This is a genomic window from Acinetobacter sp. CY17, from assembly GCF_059515825.1.
In genome coordinates this window covers 61,115-79,700 of sequence record NZ_JCAKMX010000008.1, presented here as the reverse complement: position 1 = coordinate 79,700, position 18,586 = coordinate 61,115, and the positions used below count along the sequence as shown (strand labels likewise).

The following is an 18,586-nucleotide window of genomic DNA, read 5'->3' as shown; positions in this document are numbered from 1 at the left end:
TACAGAATACAGAGATTAAATTTTTTAAGATCCATTCAATATATTCAATAAAAAGGGGCACAGTCGCAATGAATAGTATTCCTGTAATGCAACTGCATTGCTCTGAAGAACATAGCGTAAAGATAACGGATACCACATGTCCATACTGTGGCGTGGGTTGTGGCGTGACAGCCACCGTGCAACATACAAATTTAGGACAACAGGTGAGTGTCATTGGTGATGCTAAACACCCGGCCAACCAAGGTAAATTGTGTGTCAAAGGCAGTAATTTAGCCGAGACCTTAGGCTTAGAAACTCGGCTGTTACAGCCGCAAATTGGACGTGGTGATGCACGCCAAATTGTGTCTTGGGATCAAGCGACCACCACCATTGCTGAAAAGTTCGCACAATATATTCAGGATCATGGTGCGGACAGCGTGGCATTTTATGTGTCAGGTCAGTTATTAACCGAAGACTATTATGTGGTGAATAAATTTGTTAAAGGCTATCTTGGGACTGCAAATATTGATACCAACTCTCGTCTTTGTATGTCCTCTGCGGTTGCTGCCCATAAGCGTGCGTTTGGTGAAGATTTAGTCCCCGCTAGTTATGAAGATTTTGAACACACTGATCTGGTGGTATTGGTCGGTTCAAATACCGCATGGTGTCATCCCGTACTCTATCAGCGCATTATGCAAGCCAAAGAACAACGGGATGTGTTTGTCGTGGTGATTGATCCTCGCTTTACCGCAACCTGTGAAGCAGCCGATCTCCATCTACCAATTTTACCCGGTCAAGACGTCAGCCTCTTTAATGGACTTTTACAATATCTTCACCAACATGGAAAAGTTGATCAAGACTTTATCTCTGCACATACCCAAGGCTTAAACAGCGCTTTAGAGGCAAGTTTGGCAGAAAGATCGCTTGAAGCTGTTGCTGTTAAAACAGGAATTTCTGTAGATAAATTAGAGCTGTTTTTTGAAAAATTTGCCAAGACTGAGAAAGTCATGACTTTATTCTCGATGGGGGTGAATCAATCATCACGTGGGGTAGATAAAGCCAACAGTATTATTAATTGTCATTTACTCACCGGTAAAATTGGTAAACGTGGGTCAGCCCCTTTTTCCATGACCGGACAACCCAATGCGATGGGTGGACGTGAAGTGGGTGGTCTTGCCAATATGTTGGCATCGCATATGGATTTAGATAATCCTGTGCATCAGCATGTGGTACAAGAATTTTGGCAAAGCCCGAGCATCGCTAGCAAAGCAGGCTTAAAAGCGGTTGATTTATTTGAGGCAATTGAAGCAGGCAAGATTAAAGCGGTGTGGATTATGGCCACCAATCCTGTGGTCAGTTTGCCCAATGCTGATCAAGTCAAACGTGCCTTAGAAAAATGTGAGTTGGTCGTGGTGTCAGATATTTGCCAACACACTGATACCACTGCGTATGCTGATATCTTATTACCCGCACTTGGTTGGGGAGAAAAAGACGGCACAGTGACAAATTCTGAACGGCGGATTTCACGCCAACGTGCATTTTTGCATCCACCTGAACAGGCGAAATCTGATTGGTGGGCGATTGCACAAGTCGCTAAAAAAATGGGCTTTAGCGGTTTTGACTTTCACAATAGCCATGAAATCTTTTTAGAACATGCGCGGCTTTCTGCTTATCACAATCAAAGTGTAGAGGCTCGGCAAAATACAGCTACTTTTCGCTATTTTAATTTAGAAGGATTGGCGAATTTATCTGAACAGGCCTATCAAGATCTAGCACCCATCCAATGGCCTGTACTCAAAAACAGCTCAAAACAGCATGTAGAACGATTATTCACGCAAGGTCAATTTAGTCATGTAGATGGTAAAGCCAAATTTATTGCTACACAGGCCATTGACCCTGTAAATACAGTCTGTTCCGAATATCCGCTCATCTTAAACACTGGCCGTATTCGTGACCAATGGCATACCATGAGCCGTACAGGTTTATCTGCCAATTTAAGTCACCATAAAGCTGAACCCTACTGCGAAATCCATCCTCAAGATGCGCTTAAGTATGGTGTAAAAGACCTTGAATTAATACAAGTTTCATCAAAATGGGGCAGATCTGTATTACGGGTGAATGTGAGTGATAAGGTGCGGCGTGGTCAAATCTTTGCGCCGATTCATTGGACAGCGCAAACGGCATCGGACGCTTGTATTGGTAAAGTGGTCAACCCTGTGGTAGATGCCATTTCAGGTGAACCAGAATTTAAACATACCCCTGTGATGGTACAACCGTTTTACACCCGTTGGCAGGGGGTATGCTATGTCCGAGATGAGTTTTTAAATAGCGTTAACGGCGCTATTGAAGCTTTAACATGGTGGACAAAAATTAAAATGGCCAAAGCCGTGCGCTATGAAATCGCAGGACGTGAAAGCTTGGCAGAAACCACTGAGCATTTAAAACAATTATTACCTTTTCAAGAAGAAAGCTTTGAATGGCTTAATTTATCTGACCTCAGTGCACAGATGAGTCATACAGTGGTATTGAAAGATGGTCAGCTGATTGCAAGCTTATATATCGCACCTCAAGCTTTATTACCTGATCGAGACTGGGTAGCTAGTCTATTTAAACGAGAGCGTCTAAGTGCCATGCACCGTAAAGCCTTGTTGGCAGGTCAAGCGATGTCGATCAGCAATAACGATGGGCCATTGGTATGCAGCTGTTTTAAAGTAGGTAAACAAAAAATCATGCGAACAATTCGGGAACACAATATTGATCACGAAAAACAAGTGACAGCATGCTTAAAAGCGGGCGGAAATTGTGGGTCATGTTTACCTGAAATTCGTGGCTTGATCAAAGCATGTCAAATGGAGACTGAATATGAATCCTCATAAGACCCTCAATTTCCCTGCAACGGATCTGGTCATTTTGGCAGGTGGACAAGCGCGCAGAATGAACGGCTTAAATAAGTTATTACAAACATTTGATGAGGAGATTCAACTCATTAAAATTTATAACACCTTACAATCACAGGTGAATCAGGTGTGGATCAATAGTCACCGTGATCATGCGCTTTATACGCAATTGATGCCGACGATTCAATGTTTCCAAGATGATCATACGGGCTTTCAAGGCCCACTGATGGGAATGAAAACTGCGTGGTCAAAGCTACAGAGTGACTTCGTTTTATTTGTACCTTGTGATGTCACTTTTATTCCTGAAGATGTATTAGAACAATTACATCAGACATTAACGCAAAATCTTTTAAGTGATGTGGCGGTTGTCAACATCAATGGACAAGCCCTCTATCCATTTTGTCTCATGCGCCGCACTGCTGTCCCTATTTTAGAGCAACATCTTGCATTAAATCAGCGCAGTCTAAAAACTTGCTTTCAAGATTTAGCTCATAGTGAGCTTGTATTTGAAAACAATATGCTCATTTTTCACAGCATCAACAGTTTGGATGAACTGCAACAGCATCGACAAATTAAAAAATTACTAGATTCTCAGCTGATCTTAAAAAATGCGTAAAAGTGGAACAATTATTGCAGTTTGATCTGAAGTTAAATAGGGCATTTTTTTTGAATTGCATTCAAAAGATGCAAGGGATTAAGTCACATGACAAGCTTAAATGTATTACAACAGTTGAATATATTTAAAGATCAATTTGGTCGAGAAAAGCGAAAACTGCGCATATCAGTGACTGATCGCTGTAATTTTAAATGTGTCTACTGTATGCCTGAACATCCCAAATGGATGGCGAAGCATCAGCTATTAAGTTTTGAAGAACTTTATCAGTTTTGTGACTTTATGGTGCAGCATGGCATTGAACATATCCGCATTACTGGGGGCGAACCCCTGATGCGCCAAGGTGTTGTCCATTTTATTGCACAATTACAAAGTTTAAAGAAAAAAGGCCTGAAAAAAGTTTCTATGACGACCAATGGCCATTACTTAAAACAATATATCAAAGGTCTAAAACAAGCGGGTTTAGACGATATCAATATCAGTTTAGATAGCTTAGATCAGGATCAATTTTTTCAGTTGACACAGCGCCAGCTTGAGCCGGTATTACAAGGTATTCACGCGGCCAAAGAGGCTGGTCTTAAAATTAAAATTAATACCGTTTTAATCAAAAACCTCAATGAAAACCAAATCATTCCCTTAGTGCAGTGGTCTATCCAACATGATGTACAGCTACGATTTATAGAATACATGCCGCTTGATGGGGATGGACAATGGTCGCATGCGGATGTGGTTTCAGAACAAGAAATTTTAGCCATATTGTCTCAATTTTTCGTAGTCAATGAGGATATAAAACAAGGTTCAAATCCTGCGAGACAGTATTTTATTCAACAACATCCAATAGGTATTATTTCTACCATTAGTCATTCATTTTGTAAGCAATGTGATCGGCTGAGACTCAATGCACAAGGCGAATTCTTTAACTGTCTTTTCGCAAAAAATGGCCTCAATATAAAAAGCGATATTCAACAATTAGTAACGCATCCAAAAAAGGCACAACACAGATTAGATGCACAACTAGGACACTATATTTGGCATAAAGAACGGGGCTACCACGCCATACAAGCGCAGCCTATCAGCTCAAATCGAAAAATTAGTATGTACCAAATTGGAGGTTAAAAATGACACTGACGATAAACATTGAATCCTTTGGTGCAATCAGTCGATATTTACCTGATGCATTTTCAATAGAGCATCCAGAAAACTGTTTGGTTTCAGAGGTCTTAATCGACGTTCTAAAACAATATCCCGCAGCTGAGCATTTACTGCCGTACTGTGCTTGTGCAGTAGGTGAAGACATCATCCCTAGAAATACACGATTACAGCAAGATACGACGCTTGTACTTTTATCACCTGTTGCGGGAGGTTAAACATGTTAAAAGATTTCTCTCGCATTCAAGAGCACAATTTAGATCAGCAGATCTTTGATCATATTAAACATTTTCCTGAATGTGGTGGTATAGGCATTTTTGTAGGAACAGTACGTAATCATCATCAAGGTAGAGCGGTTAAAGCTTTGAAATATACAGCGTATCAACCCGTTGCTGAGAAAATGATTCGCCAAATCGAACAAGAGATCCAACAGCAATATGGTGTTGCGTATGTCCGTGTGGTCCACCGTATTGGTGCGCTAGATATTGGAGGGGTTGCCATTATTGCCATGGCATACGCTGCCCATCGGCGAGAAGCTTTTCAAGCTTGTGAGGCGGCTGTCGAGAGAGTCAAGCATGAGGTTCCTGTATGGAAAGAGGAATTTTATGCAGATGGAAGTAGCCAATTTGTTGAGGGCTGTTGTATTCGTAAAGACCAAGATTCTATGTCAAATCGGGCAAAAGCAATAGACGTGCATCAGCATGCTCATGCATGTCAGCATTAAATAATAACCCAAAGCATTAAAAAGAATTTTTAGCGTATTTAGGACCAATACAATGAAAAATGTGGGCATGAAAGCAGAAAGTTATCGTACTGCCATTGCAACAGGAATTTTACATGCACCAGCACATTGTATCGAATTGCTGAGAACAGGAAATACAGAGAAAGGTGATGCGTTAAAGACAGCACGTATTGCCGGTATTTTAGCAGCGAAACGTACAGATGAATTAATTCCGCTGTGCCATCCATTACCCATTTATCGAGCAGATGTTGAATATGAACTGCATGAGCGACATGTAGAAATCATTGCAACGGTAGAAACCATTGGGCCGACAGGCGTAGAAATGGAAGCCCTGACGGCAGTCAGCCTAGCGGGCTTAACCTTATACGATATGTTAAAGCCACACTGTGAGCCTGAAGATCTGTGCTTAGATCAATGCAAACTACAGAAAAAGAAAGGTGGAAAATCTCATTTTACACGTAGCTTAAAAGACAGTTTGCCTGCTGTTGTGTTGGTATTATCTGATACGGTTGCAGCCGGCAAGAAGCCTGATACCGCAGGGCAAAATGTTTTAGAGATCTTAGAGGAAGCGAATTTTAGCAATAATCACTATCAAGTCATTGCAGATGATCCTGAACAGTTATTGGCTTTAATCCATCAGTTTAAAAATCAATATCCTTTGATCTTGACTGTCGGTGGCACGGGCTTAGGCCCCAAAGATTTAACTGTAGAAACACTGCAGCCGCTCTTAGAGCGTGAAATTCCCGGCCTGATGGAGGCCTCTCGTAGTTTTGGACAACGCCGCACGCCTTACGCGGCCTTAAGTCGTGGTGTTGCAGGTTATATTGAAACCAGTTTGGTCATTACACTACCTGGTAGTCGACAAGGGGCAAAAGAATCATTGACGGCTATTTTACCTGCACTGGTACATTTGTTTGATGTACAGAAGAATATTCCGCATGCAGGAGGCTATCAATGAACCAAGTGCTCAAGCATGCGATGTGTGGGGCTGAACCCGGCTTAATCTCAGTGGATCAGGCTTTATCCTACATTCAACAACAGAGCCCGCGATTAAAAACAGAACGTATTCCTTTAAAAGCTGCTTTAAATCGTTATTTAGCACAGGACCTATATTCACACATTCATCTGCCACTATTTGCACAGAGTGCTGTAGATGGTTATGCAATCTGTGCTGAAGCAGATCAATTGATAGCAGAAAATACAGATTTTGAAGTGGTTGGTGAATGCCGTGCAGGTGAAGTGTCATCCATCTCACTCTTGCCCAGACAGGCCATTCGCATTTTTACCGGCGCAGCAATTCCTGAAAATACGACCACTGTGGCACGCCAAGAAATTGTGCAGTTGCAGCATACGCCTCACCGGATTCAATTGACTCAAACGCTAAAGCTGCATGCTGATATTCGAGACATGGGGGAAGAGTTGGCAAAGGGTGAGCGTTTGGCACACACCGGGCAACATTTGAATGTGGGTGCTATTGCTGCACTGAGTATGGCAGGGGTAGACACGGTGTCTGTTTATACCCAGCCCAAGATTGCTGTGGTCATTACAGGTGATGAAGTTGCTCAAACCGTTGAGGACTTTGAGTCAGGCAAGATATTTGATGCCAATGGCCCTTTAATTCAGACCTGGTTTCAGCAACAGCATCTCCACGCAGACATCATGTATGTCTCTGATGGGGAGCAGGCAGTTTTTGAATTGTTTGATCGTTTAAAAGATCAATATGATTTAGTGATCACCACAGGTGGCGTCTCAGTGGGTGATTATGATTTTGTCCGCCCAGTTGCGTTAGCGCTTGGCTTTGAACAGATATTTTGGAAGGTGAAACAAAAACCTGGAAAGCCGATGCTGTTTGCAAAGTACACACGTCAAGACCATAGTCAATGTCTGCTGCTTGGCTTACCTGGTAATCCTGCTGCAGTGTACGTGGGTATGTATATCTATATATCTACACTCTTATACAGTTTGCAAGGACAACTGCAACCTTTGCCTTGGTTTAGTGCTGTATCGACTACAGCCCTGAAAAAGGATGCTCGTGATCGCTTTTTAAGAATGTCCGCATATTTTGAACATGGAGTATTAAAGCTGTCGAATTTATCTAAGCAGCAATCTCATATGCTTTCAAACTTAATGCAAGCAAATTGTTTGGTGCGTATTCCAACAGATCAAACGATAGAAGCGGGGCAGATTTTACACGGCATATTGATACAACCTTAAGATGGATGCTGATATGTGGATCAAAAAGATAAGTTTCATCTTGTTGATGGGTGGGAGTGCAAATACGGTGTCTGCTGACACCATTAAAATCTATGCCGCAGCAAGTTTAACCAATGCTTTAGATGAGATTGTGCGACTCTATCAGGTCCAAAAACCCGAACATCGCATTGTACCTGTGATTGCTGCCTCCTCTGCTTTAGCGAGACAAATTGAAGCAGGTGCTTCGAGTGATCTTTTTTTCTCAGCAGATCTAGACTGGATGAACTATCTGGTGCATAAACAGAAAATTCATGCCAATCAAGTCCTTTCGGTTCTCAATAATCAACTGGTTGTCATCGCTCCTCAGCATCTTCAGGCAGATTTCAAAGCACACAAAGATTTTAAATTTTCTCAATCTTTTAAAGGTTATTTGTGTACAGGGCACATGGCGTCCGTTCCTGTTGGCAAATATGCAAAGCAAAGTTTAACGCATTTCAATTGGCTTAATAGTTTACAGGGGCGAATTGTAGGCACAGATCATGTTCGCTCTGCATTGGCATTTGTAGAAAGAGGCGAATGCGAGAGAGGTATTGTCTATAAAACGGATGCTTTACTGAGTAAAAAAGTGAACATTATTGGCAGCTTTCCCGCTCACTCACATCGCCCGATTGAATATCCCTTAGCATTGACCCTACAAGGGCAAAAAAATAAGGCAGCACTGAATTTTAGAAACTTTATTGTGCATGATGTCCAAGCCAAGCAAATTTTCAAAAAATATGGATTTCAAATAAAGGGGGAGACCTCTCGATATGTTAAGCCCTGAAGAGCTGAGTGCGATTTACCTCTCTGCAAAGGTGGCAAGTATTTCGACCTTATTATGTTTACCTTTTGCCGTTGCCTTGGCTTGGTTGCTGGCGCGTTATGAGTTTAAAGCTAAATTTATCATTGAAGCCTTATTACAGATGCCCATGGTATTACCCCCTGTGGTTTTAGGTTACCTATTACTGGTCACGTTTGGGCAACAAGGGCTCGTGGGGCAATATTTAAGTCAATGGGGCATTTCATTGGTTTTTAATTGGAAAGGTGCTGTACTTGCAGCCATGCTGGTCTCTTTTCCGCTGATCGTTCAACCTATTCGCTTGTCTTTTCAAATGTTAAATCAGCAGCTTGAACAGATTGCAGCATCTTTAGGCTCAAGTCCAAGAAAAGTTTTTTTAAGCATCAGTTTACCTTTAGCACTACCCGGTATTTTGATGGGGAGTATTTTAGGGTTTAGTCGTAGTCTGGGCGAGTTTGGTGCAACGATTACCTTTGTTGGAAATATTCCGAGCGAGACGCAAACCATTCCGATTGCGATTTATGCATTATTACAACAGCCTAATGGTGATGCTTTGGCTATGCGCTTGGTGGCTTTATCGTTGCTATTGGCTTTTAGTGCATTAATTGCCAACTACTTCATTTTGCAAAAATACCAAAAGCGATTGGGAGGACAAAATGCTTAATTGTCACTTTCAATATCAACAGCAGGATTTTCTATTAAATGTACAGCTTGAAATGCAGCATCAAGTGCTGGGCATTGTGGGGCCGTCGGGCTGTGGAAAAAGTACATTTTTGAAAAATATTGTTGGCTTATGCAATCCATTACACGGCTCTATCCAACTTAATCAACAAATAATTTTTGATTCTAAACAATCGCTTTCCTTGCCTACGTATCAGAGAAATATTGCGCTGATTTTTCAGCAAGCATTACTGTTTCCACATCTTAATGTCATGCAAAATCTTAAATATGCGCAAAGGTGGTCTGGGAAAAAACACAACAGCATAGAATGGGATCAAGTTGTACAACTTTTAGAATTACCAGCATTACTTAAGCGAAAAGCACATCAGCTCTCAGGTGGTGAAGCACAGCGTGTATCTATTGGGCGTGCCTTATTATCGTCTCCTCAATTGTTGCTCTTAGATGAACCCCTCACCGGTTTAGACCAGCGTTTAAGGCAGCAAATTTTAGCTTTCTTAAAAAATGTCAAAGATGAAACAGGTTTGCCCATGATTTATGTAACACACCATATTGAAGAGCTACAGTACCTTCAAGCGGACATTATAAAAATTGACCAAGGCAAAATTCATAATATTTAACACGAGAGAACAATGGACTTTTTCCCGATTTCTTTAAAACTACAGCAACAAACATGTCTCATTGTTGGCGGTGGGCAAGTTGCGTATCGCAAAGCACAGTTACTGATTCAAGCCGGTGCCCGCGTGACAGTGATCGCACCTGATATTGATGCTGAATTGAATAAACTCTTACAAGTCAACCACGGACGCTATATTGCGACCACATTTAATGAAGCCATTGAGCAAGGATTAAATTTAACCACGTATAGATTAGTGATTACAGCGACCAATGATACTCATATCAATCAACATGTTTATCACTGCTGTGAAGCATTAAATATTTTGGTGAATACAGTAGACGAGACCCAACATTGCCGTTTCATGGTACCTGCAATTGTTGATCGTTCTCCACTCATGATTTCTATTGCAACAAATGGTACTTCTCCTATACTTGCTAGACAACTACGTACTCAGCTAGAAAGCACCATTCCACAATCGCTTGGGAAACTTGCCGCTTTTTCAGGAAAATGGCGTAAAACAGTTAAAGAAAAAATCACCCAACCTGAGCAGCGTCGTATTTTTTGGGAAAATTTATATGAGAGTTCTTTTAAGGACAATGTACTAAATGACCATCTAGATCTTGCAGAACAACATCTGAGAAATGCCCTAAATGAATGGCAGATACCCAAAGGTGAGGTCTATTTGGTGGGTGCTGGACCTGGGGATCCTGAGTTATTGACCTTAAAAGCATTACGTTTAATGCAACAAGCTGATGTCATTGTTTATGATCGTTTAGTCTCAGACCCTATCCTCAATTTATGTCGCCGTGATGCCCAAAAGGTTTATGTCGGTAAGGCACGTTCACATCATGTTGTCCCTCAAGAAAGTATTAATACCCTGTTGGTTAAATATGCTCAACAAGGCAAGAGAGTATGTCGTTTAAAAGGCGGCGATCCATTTATTTTTGGTCGTGGCGGGGAAGAAATACAAGAATTATGTGAAGCAGGAATTAAATTTCAAGTTGTTCCTGGAATTACAGCTGCTTCTGGTTGCTCAGCTTATGCTGGAATTCCATTAACACATCGTGATTATGCACAAAGTGTTCGCTTCTTAACAGGTCATCTGAAGGAGGGGTCTCCTGAGTTGCCATGGCAAGAACTTGTATATGAAAACCAAACATTGGTGCTGTATATGGGTTTAGTGGGCTTAGAAACGATTTGTAAAAAACTTATTGCACATGGTCAACGACCAGATATGCCAGTGGCACTTATTTCTAAAGGAACGACACCAGAACAGAAAGTAGTTGTAGGTACATTATCAGGAATTAGCCAGCAAGTTTCACTACATGAGATTCAAGCACCAACTTTAACTATCATTGGCGAGGTGGTTAAGTTAAGAGAACAATTGAATTGGCAACAATTGGGTGGTTCATCATGAAGTATGAGATTGCTCACATGCTATTTAAGCTTTAAATGGCTTAAAAGATAAGTGAGCAGATGATACACCTAAGTAGATCCATGATGCCTCTAAAGTGTGTGACTTATAGTAAGTAAATTTACCTCAAGATTGAACATGGTTTAAATCAAGGGGCTTGATCAAATGATATTAATCCTATATAAACTACCGATCGGTAGTTAGTTAAATTTAAGTTATGAAAAATTCTGTAGGGTTAAAACTCACGATTTCCCTCGCTATTATTGTTGCATTAGGTCCAGCAGCAATTGATATGTATTTAGCGTCTATGCCGAATATGGCTCAGGATCTCAACACCTCTTATGCTTCTACACAAATTACGTTAACCGTATTTTTGATTTTTATGGGGGTCGGGCAACTGTTTTTTGGCCCCTTATCTGATGCAATTGGACGTAAAATTCCGCTATTACTCGGTCTTGTGACTTATATTGTTGCATCTATTTGGGCTGCTTGTGCTTTAAACCTAGAAAGCCTTATTTTTGCACGCGCCCTTCAAGGTATTGGTGCATCAACGGCCATTGTGGTTGTTATGAGCATGGTTCGAGATATCACCGAAGGGGCTGTAGCTGCACAATTGTATGCCTTATTAAATACTATTGTTGCATTGGGCCCTATTGTAGCACCTGCTATAGGTGGCGTAATTGGAGCACACTACGGGTGGCGTGGCGTGATGGTTGCTTTAGGTCTTCTGGGAATAATGGTTTTTGTTAATACCTTAGTTACATTGAAAGAAAGCTTAGCAGTCAAAGATCGTATTACGCTCGACTTTAGATCCATTATCCAAAATTATTGGAGTATTGTTAAAAATAAGACGTTTAGTTTTAATTTGCTTGCTTTGTCAGCGGTTTATTTTTTCTTATTTTCTTATATTGGTGGATCGTCTTTTGTTTATCAAACCGAATATGGTCTAAGTAGTGAACAATTTGGTTTAGTGTTTGGTTTAACCAGTATTAGTCTCATATTAGGTGCGTCATCCTCTGCTTATTTTGTAAAAAAAATGGATATTACACGTTTAGCAATGATCGGGGCCCTAGTCATGATGATAGGCAGCATGACATGTATCACGATGTATATGTTGAATATGGGTTTAATTGGTATTGTATCTGGAATTGCATTAGGTTTATTTGGACTTGGGGTATTAGAAGCGACGCTCATGGCCATTGCAATGGATTCACAGCAAACAGCTCTAGGCTCCTGTGCAGCTTTATTAGGCGCCATCCCGATGCTTCTTTCTTCAGTCGCAACGCCTATTGCAGGTCAACTTGTTGAAGTTGATACCCTATATTGGTTAGTCTTACTCAGTGCAATTGGTCCACTCATTTTATTTTTAGTCTTTATGAGTGCTCGTGGTGCGTCTGTAAAAGCATTTACTCATTAAACTTTTCCTTAGGATTTTCCCCTCGTGAATAAAGTACGCTCTCAATCTAAACAACGTATTATTGATGTCGCTTTTGAGCATTTTGTATTAAGTGGCTACGAGGGGGCCTCTTTAAGTGCAATTGCCGAGACTGTCGGAATTCGAAAAGCATCAATTTATACACATTTTAAAAGTAAAGATGCTCTATTCTCTGAACTTTTACAGGACTCACTTGAGATTGAGTGTGAACATATCAGCAAATGTTTTCATATATTTTCAGATGGAAAATTACCTGGTGAAACTTATTTTCATGAAGTTAAGCCACGTTATGAAAGCGCTATTACTTATCAATTTTTGACCCGTATGGCATATGTTCCACCTAGCCATTTAATTGAACAAGTCACCTCTGTGTATGAGCTTTACATTGCAAAAATCATTCAGTTATATCAGGAAGATTTCTGCAAAATTATGCCTAACTCTGAAGACCTAGAGATGTATACAGATGCTTATTTAGGCATATTAGATAGTTTAAGTGTAGAACTTTTATATGATGGTCGTATGTATGAGAGACGTCTGCAGGCCATGCTGCATTTATACAGACAAAGTATTCAAAAAATTCTGGAATGTGATTAAGGAATATTTTATTCGAACAAAAATGGGGTATAGGAAGTGCCTCTATTAGAATGCGTTCAACGTATTTATGTATTTTTTTAATCTTATTTAACTCCTTTGCATTTGAGAAAAAAGCATGGCGTATCTAAGTTGAAAAAACAAGTAAATTAGTTGAAGTATGGTTAAAGCGATGGTGATATGGATGCCGAGCTATTCGTGCCTAGAGCAGTAAATTTAGCACAAAGTGCAGACATATCTTGGATGATTGGGATTTTATTTGAGCAGCAGACAGGCCAGATCAAACGACTTATAGTGCCAGATGTGGGATGTTGTTCGTGCCCATTATCTGTAAACCTCTGGGGGTTTCGTAAATAATATCTATCTTACCTTACTATGCAGATAGCTTAAAATATTCTGTATATATCTGGGTGTTTAGCTATCTATTATATATATAACTGCTTTCTTAATTGACAGCTGACTTTATCAGGCACATTTCACTAATTTAGGGGAGGGAACAATCTGCCAATGGAGTAGGCAATGTTAAAACAATATATCAAAAAAAAATTGAGCTTCAGTCTGTTACCGCTATTCATTTCTCCCCTTGGTTTTGCTTTAGAGCCGGGCTCAGCACCACAAGCAGTGGGCGGCAGTACTATGGGCATTCCACTTAGTGCACCTTTACCCCCGGGTATCTATTATACCAGCTCTACAAAGCTGCTAAATGGTCAGCTCAAAGATAATCAGGGTCAGAATATGGGTTTGGAGCTGGATGCTCCCGCATCAACGTCGATTTTTATTTATACGCCAGGCTGGAAAGTATGGGGCGCTGATTATCGTGCATGGTTGGTTGTGCCATTTATTGTAGCAGAGGAAACCATTAGCAATCCTATGCTTGGCGAATTGGGCAGCCATTCTAATACCAATATTGCTAATGTAGATGTACATTTTGCTGATTTATCTTGGACTTTAAAACCGGGTCAATTTGTCAGTGCTGGTCTGGGCGCGATCACCACGACGGGATCATGGAAGCTCGGTGCTACCAATACTAGTGGTGAGTATTGGTCTTTAAATCCCCGTATTGGCTATAGTATGTTTAGTCCAGGTTGGAATATTTCTTTGGAGTCTTATTATTTCTATAACTTTGAAAATGAGAAAACAAAATATGAGTCTGGTGATGAGCTTTATTTTGATGCCACGGTGTTGAAAAAATTGGATCATCTACATCAAGGTCTACAGATTGGCCCCATTGCTTACATACGTGAACAAGTGACCTCAGATAAAAATAATGGTACAGCTTATTATGGGCATGCCAATGATAAAGCTAGGCAAATTGGCTTAGGTGTGCAAGTTCTAAAAGACTTTGGTCGAGGTATTTTTGTTGGGTTAAGCTGGTCTAAGGACTTAGAAACTAAAAATGCCGTCAGTAATGATGGACGCTTTGCATTAAATGTTTCAGTGCCTTTATATAGTAAAGGTCAACCTAAAGCGACGCAGTTGCCTGCCGAATTTTAACCCTTAATTGGGGGTGTTTTTTAAAGCATGGAAATAAGGAAAAAATAAAAATGTCATTACTCGATAATCATATTGTGTTGCTTACGGGTGCTGGTTCTGGTTTAGGGCTTGGGGTGGCCCGTTATTGTAAGGAACAGGGCGCTAAAGTTATTGTGACAGATGTTTCTGATGAAAAAATCCAGCAATTGCAAAGTTATTTTGATAACGATGATTTATTAATGCGTTGTGATGTCACCCAACACACGGATTTAAACGAATGCAAAACACGTATTGTAAAAAAATATGGTCGTCTAGACGCCGTGATTGGTACACAAGGGATCTTTGATGGGAATGTTGCTTTGCAAAACATGTCCATTGGGGCGGCTGATGCGTTATTTGATGAGTTATTCACGGTTAATGTGAAAGGTTATTTGCTCACCGCACATATTTTTGCAGACTTACTTAGAGCCAACCAAGGCGCATTGGTGTTTACCACGTCTACCGCAGCTTATGCTGCTGATGGAGGTGGTGCAGTTTATACAGCAACAAAAGGGGCAATTAAAAGTCTAATTCAGCAATTAGCATTTGAGTTTGCACCTGACATTCGGGTCAACGGTGTGGCGCCCGCAGCTATCGGTAATAGTCAATTAAAAGGCGCAAAAGCCTTAAATTTAGAGCAACAGAAGCAGTCAGATATTCCAAAAGATGCATTTTTACAGTTATTTCAATCTATTAGTTTACTAAATCAGTTGCCAGAAGCTGAGGATTATGGCGCTTTATATGCATTCTTAGCTTCTAAGCACAATAGAGTTATGACAGGGCAGACCATTGTTGCAGATCAAGGCTTACTTAATCGCGCGGTCTTAACACATTAGTATAGCTTTTAGCTAAAGCTGGTCATCAAAATCATTACTCAATATGGATGTAAATATGAGAATTTTAGTTTTAGGTGGTGGAATTGCAGGTATGGCTGCTGCAATTAAGCTACGCCAAGCGCAACACGATGTTGAGTTGGTAGAAAAATCTGAAGATTGGAAAGCTTTAGGAACAGGGCTTACGCTTTCCGTACTGACATTGCGTGCATTGTGTGACTTTGGTATACAAGAAGAAATTGCTGCACAAGGTTTTGTACATGATGGGGTCGATATTTATGACCAACATGGGAAGTTCATCCGAACTGTTTTATCTAAACGCGTCATTGCTGATGACTTTCCATCTGAAGGTGCTATTTTGCGTCCGGTGCTGCACGATATTTTATCTAGTAAAGTGAGAGCATTGAATATCCCTGTTTTTTTAGGTGATACAGTTGCAAAACTACAAAGTACGTTAGAACATGGTTGTTTTGTACAGTTTGAGAGTGGGCGCACTCAACATTATGATTTAGTCATTGGCGCCGATGGCGTATTTTCAAAATTGCGCCAATTACTCATGCCAGAACAGGCAGCACCTGAATATACCGGCCAGGCCTGCTGGCGCTTACAGTTTGACCGTCCTGCAGAGATCACTCGCGGACGCATGTTCCAGTCTGAAAATATGAAAGTAGGCTTTAATCCTTGCAGCCCAACGCAAATGTATATGTACATGATGGAGTGTGTACCAAAAGACCAAGTATGGCGAGAGCCTGAGGTATTACCAAACATGGCAAAACAGCTGCTGAGAGAATTTGAAACAGTACTGAAGCCTTATATTGACGCTATTGATGAGAACACGCCAATCATTTACCGTCCTTTAGAGCGTGTAATGGTGAATAGCGATTGGCATCGTGGTTCTACCATTTTGATCGGTGATGCTGTACATGCAACCACGCCTCACTTAGGTTCAGGTGCTGGGCTTGCAGTCGAAGATGCGATTGTTCTGGCTAAGCTACTTGATGAATATGGGAATGATTTGCAAGCTGTATTTGAGCAGTTCATGCGAAAACGCTTGGCCCGTGCGCAATTTGTGGTGGAAACGTCGGGTGAAATTGGCCGTATGGAAATCGAGGGGAGTTCCATGATGGAAAGAAGTATGCTGTTAGCGAAGGGATTTGAGCACGTTACGGCAGCTTATATCTAAAACTATTGAGCGTAAAAAAGCCTGCGTCAGCAGGCTTTTTTACGCTGTAATTTTCTCTTATCCATATCCAAGACAGCTTGCGACTGGCTTTTTCTGTATCGAAAGGGCTGTGTAAAATCAGGATATTACCGTTACGGGTAATTTTAACTTTCACTAAAGTAAAGCCACTTTTGTCATTAATCACTTTCCAGTGACCCGTTAAATCTAAAGCGGGTTCGGCACATAGTGCAGTAAAACAGAGCACAATATATCCTGCACTGAATATCCCTTTAAGTTTGATGGTCGTTCCTTAAACTTAAAATGAGGTATGGGATCATTAACCAAGGGTTAATTTTAAAAAATAGTTGCTTAGTGTAATGAAGCGTATTGAATATAAAATATACAAATGGGTGGGGCAATTGCCAAAAAGCTTAAAAATTTTTATCAAAAAAGATATCAGTTATCAAATATTTAGATAGTAATATGTAGATTTTTATTTTTCAGAGCAACCGCAGTATTCTCGCTTTTTTAGTTGAAAATAAAAAAGTCAGGTTTATGGAAAAACCTGACATAATCTGAATAACAAATAAAATTAAATGGATATTCTGGTATTAGATTGCAGGGCGTTGATTACTTGTTGTGACATTTGCTGCAGGAACATTGGTTTCACCTGCCAATACGGCTTTACGTGTTTGACTAAACAAATACACTTGGATTGCTACAATCACACAGCAAGCATAACCAATCGCTTCAAAACCAATAAATTTCACCAGTGTACCACTAATAAACGGTGCAACCGCTGCACCAACCATCAGCATAGCAGGGGTTCCTGCGACCGCTCGACCGGTTGGGTCTAAACGTGCCAATAAACCAAAAGCAAAGGTATGCACAAATAAAATGGTAAATGCCATCATTGGACCAGCAAAAGCAAAGACTGAATAATGATGGGTGTGTGTGGTGAGTAAGGCAAAGATCCCTTGAAAAATTGGACCAAAAGCAATGATCGCAGTGACACTAACTTTATTTTGTAACATTGCGGCTAAAGGAGCAGGGAAGATGGTGACAATACCATAAATGACTAAAGCCATGGTGACCATGTCACGGGTAAAACCACGTTCTAAACCGATTCTTTCATAAAAACTTAAGGTCATGGCTTGGGTCATCGCCAAGAGTGCCACACCAATCATGCAGAACCACACAGGTTTACCCAGCGGTGGTAGAGTTTTAATTTGTTCAAAGTTATCAAAAGGTACCGGTTTGGTCGGCTTTGGAAAGAAAAAGAGGCAAGCTAAACTTGCTAAAATCATCACACCCGCCATGACATAAAACATGGCATGACCACCAAACTGTTGAGTTACCCCAGGTGTACCACCTAAAAAAATGACACCGAATATACCAATCGCGAGACCTGCCAATCCAAACACACGATGTGGGTTAATAGCATGTCCCATGGTGCCATGTGTGACACTTAGGGCTGTGCCCGCAGCTAGACCACCGACAAAATGTAAACCAGCTAATACAGGGAAACTGGTATTTAAGCCGGCAACCACAAAGCTGAGCGCAGCAAGAGCAAAGCCTACAACAGCCGCAATTTTGACATGGATACGGTTAAAGCGTGGTGCGAAGAAAATACTGGCACCTGCAGCACCCACTAAAAAGAGTGTCGCCAAACCACCAGCTTGTTGTGGATCAAGCTGATAATGAGCAATGAGTGTTCCCACCCAAATTGGCAACGCGACTAAATCTAGCATACCGGCACAGTGTGCCATCATAAGTGCAAACATCCCTCGTTTGCTTTCGATACGAACCATACGCTGCTCCTTTAGCATGCAAATAATGTGTGCTCTTCACTGAGCTAGTTGCTTAGACTGAGGTCTATAAATTCTTGTTTTAAAAAATAAACCCCGATTAATGTTGATCGGGGCTTCGGA

General features: G+C 40.9%; 18 protein-coding genes. 16 read left to right on the top strand and 2 right to left on the bottom strand.

Annotation, left to right across the window (positions count from 1 at the left end; translation table 11 throughout):
- The first annotated feature begins 68 nt into the window (after nucleotides 1–68).
- The 16 genes from AC5YCI_RS07680 to AC5YCI_RS07605 all read left to right on the top strand — a co-directional run bounded on the left by AC5YCI_RS07680 (nucleotide 69) and on the right by AC5YCI_RS07605 (nucleotide 16,676).
- A complete protein-coding gene (locus tag AC5YCI_RS07680; protein ID WP_496175400.1) occupies nucleotides 69–2,855 on the top strand; it encodes a molybdopterin-dependent oxidoreductase in 2,787 nt (928 codons plus the stop codon).
- The gene (locus AC5YCI_RS07675; RefSeq protein ID WP_496175399.1) at nucleotides 2,842–3,492 is read left to right on the top strand and encodes an NTP transferase domain-containing protein; all 651 of its coding nucleotides are present in this window, start codon (nucleotides 2,842–2,844) and stop codon (nucleotides 3,490–3,492) included. The genes AC5YCI_RS07680 and AC5YCI_RS07675 overlap by 14 nt, the downstream gene beginning before the upstream one ends.
- An 87-nt stretch (nucleotides 3,493–3,579) precedes the next feature.
- Nucleotides 3,580–4,605 (top strand): GTP 3',8-cyclase MoaA, encoded by a 1,026-nt coding sequence (gene moaA, locus AC5YCI_RS07670; RefSeq protein ID WP_496175398.1) that lies wholly within the window; start codon nucleotides 3,580–3,582, stop codon nucleotides 4,603–4,605.
- Nucleotides 4,606–4,607: 2 nt separating this feature from the next.
- Nucleotides 4,608–4,856, top strand: a complete 249-nt coding sequence (locus tag AC5YCI_RS07665) for a MoaD/ThiS family protein (protein ID WP_496129548.1) — start codon at nucleotides 4,608–4,610, stop codon at nucleotides 4,854–4,856.
- Nucleotides 4,857–4,858: 2 nt separating this feature from the next.
- Entirely contained in the window at nucleotides 4,859–5,362 is a 504-nt protein-coding gene (locus AC5YCI_RS07660; protein WP_496129547.1) for a molybdenum cofactor biosynthesis protein MoaE, read from the top strand.
- Between the two features lie 52 nt (nucleotides 5,363–5,414).
- Nucleotides 5,415–6,338, top strand: a complete 924-nt coding sequence (gene moaCB, locus AC5YCI_RS07655) for a bifunctional molybdenum cofactor biosynthesis protein MoaC/MoaB (protein ID WP_122902144.1) — start codon at nucleotides 5,415–5,417, stop codon at nucleotides 6,336–6,338.
- Nucleotides 6,335–7,594: a molybdopterin molybdotransferase MoeA gene (locus AC5YCI_RS07650; protein WP_496175397.1), complete on the top strand. Its 1,260-nt coding sequence runs from the start codon at nucleotides 6,335–6,337 to the stop codon at nucleotides 7,592–7,594. The genes moaCB and AC5YCI_RS07650 overlap by 4 nt, the downstream gene beginning before the upstream one ends.
- A 13-nt stretch (nucleotides 7,595–7,607) precedes the next feature.
- On the top strand, nucleotides 7,608–8,396 hold the full coding sequence (modA, locus tag AC5YCI_RS07645; protein WP_496175396.1) for a molybdate ABC transporter substrate-binding protein: 789 nt from the start codon (nucleotides 7,608–7,610) through the stop codon (nucleotides 8,394–8,396).
- Entirely contained in the window at nucleotides 8,383–9,075 is a 693-nt protein-coding gene (gene modB, locus AC5YCI_RS07640; protein ID WP_496129544.1) for a molybdate ABC transporter permease subunit, read from the top strand. Before modA ends, modB begins: the two co-directional genes overlap by 14 nt.
- A complete protein-coding gene (locus AC5YCI_RS07635; RefSeq protein WP_496175395.1) occupies nucleotides 9,068–9,709 on the top strand; it encodes an ATP-binding cassette domain-containing protein in 642 nt (213 codons plus the stop codon). Before modB ends, AC5YCI_RS07635 begins: the two co-directional genes overlap by 8 nt.
- 12 nt (nucleotides 9,710–9,721) lie before the next feature.
- Nucleotides 9,722–11,125, top strand: a complete 1,404-nt coding sequence (gene cysG, locus AC5YCI_RS07630; protein WP_496175394.1) for a siroheme synthase CysG — start codon at nucleotides 9,722–9,724, stop codon at nucleotides 11,123–11,125.
- A 214-nt stretch (nucleotides 11,126–11,339) separates the two neighbouring features.
- Nucleotides 11,340–12,539: a multidrug effflux MFS transporter gene (locus AC5YCI_RS07625; RefSeq protein WP_496175393.1), complete on the top strand. Its 1,200-nt coding sequence runs from the start codon at nucleotides 11,340–11,342 to the stop codon at nucleotides 12,537–12,539.
- Nucleotides 12,540–12,563: 24 nt separating this feature from the next.
- On the top strand, nucleotides 12,564–13,151 hold the full coding sequence (locus AC5YCI_RS07620; RefSeq protein ID WP_496175392.1) for a TetR/AcrR family transcriptional regulator: 588 nt from the start codon (nucleotides 12,564–12,566) through the stop codon (nucleotides 13,149–13,151).
- Nucleotides 13,152–13,667: 516 nt separating this feature from the next.
- Entirely contained in the window at nucleotides 13,668–14,642 is a 975-nt protein-coding gene (locus AC5YCI_RS07615) for a SphA family protein (protein ID WP_496175391.1), read from the top strand.
- Between the two features lie 50 nt (nucleotides 14,643–14,692).
- Nucleotides 14,693–15,496 (top strand): SDR family oxidoreductase, encoded by an 804-nt coding sequence (locus AC5YCI_RS07610; RefSeq protein WP_496175390.1) that lies wholly within the window; start codon nucleotides 14,693–14,695, stop codon nucleotides 15,494–15,496.
- Between the two features lie 55 nt (nucleotides 15,497–15,551).
- Complete coding sequence (locus tag AC5YCI_RS07605; RefSeq protein WP_496175389.1) at nucleotides 15,552–16,676, top strand: FAD-dependent monooxygenase; 1,125 nt, start codon at nucleotides 15,552–15,554, stop codon at nucleotides 16,674–16,676.
- On the opposite strand, the gene AC5YCI_RS07600 is transcribed toward AC5YCI_RS07605, so the two are convergent.
- Nucleotides 16,657–16,920 carry a hypothetical protein gene (locus AC5YCI_RS07600; RefSeq protein WP_496175388.1) on the bottom strand — a complete coding sequence of 88 codons (264 nt, stop codon included), beginning with the start codon at nucleotides 16,918–16,920 and terminating at the stop codon, nucleotides 16,657–16,659. The genes AC5YCI_RS07605 and AC5YCI_RS07600 overlap by 20 nt on opposite strands.
- A 346-nt stretch (nucleotides 16,921–17,266) precedes the next feature.
- On the bottom strand, nucleotides 17,267–18,466 hold the full coding sequence (locus AC5YCI_RS07595) for an MFS transporter (RefSeq protein ID WP_496175387.1): 1,200 nt from the start codon (nucleotides 18,464–18,466) through the stop codon (nucleotides 17,267–17,269).
- Between the last annotated feature and the right edge of the window lie 120 nt (nucleotides 18,467–18,586).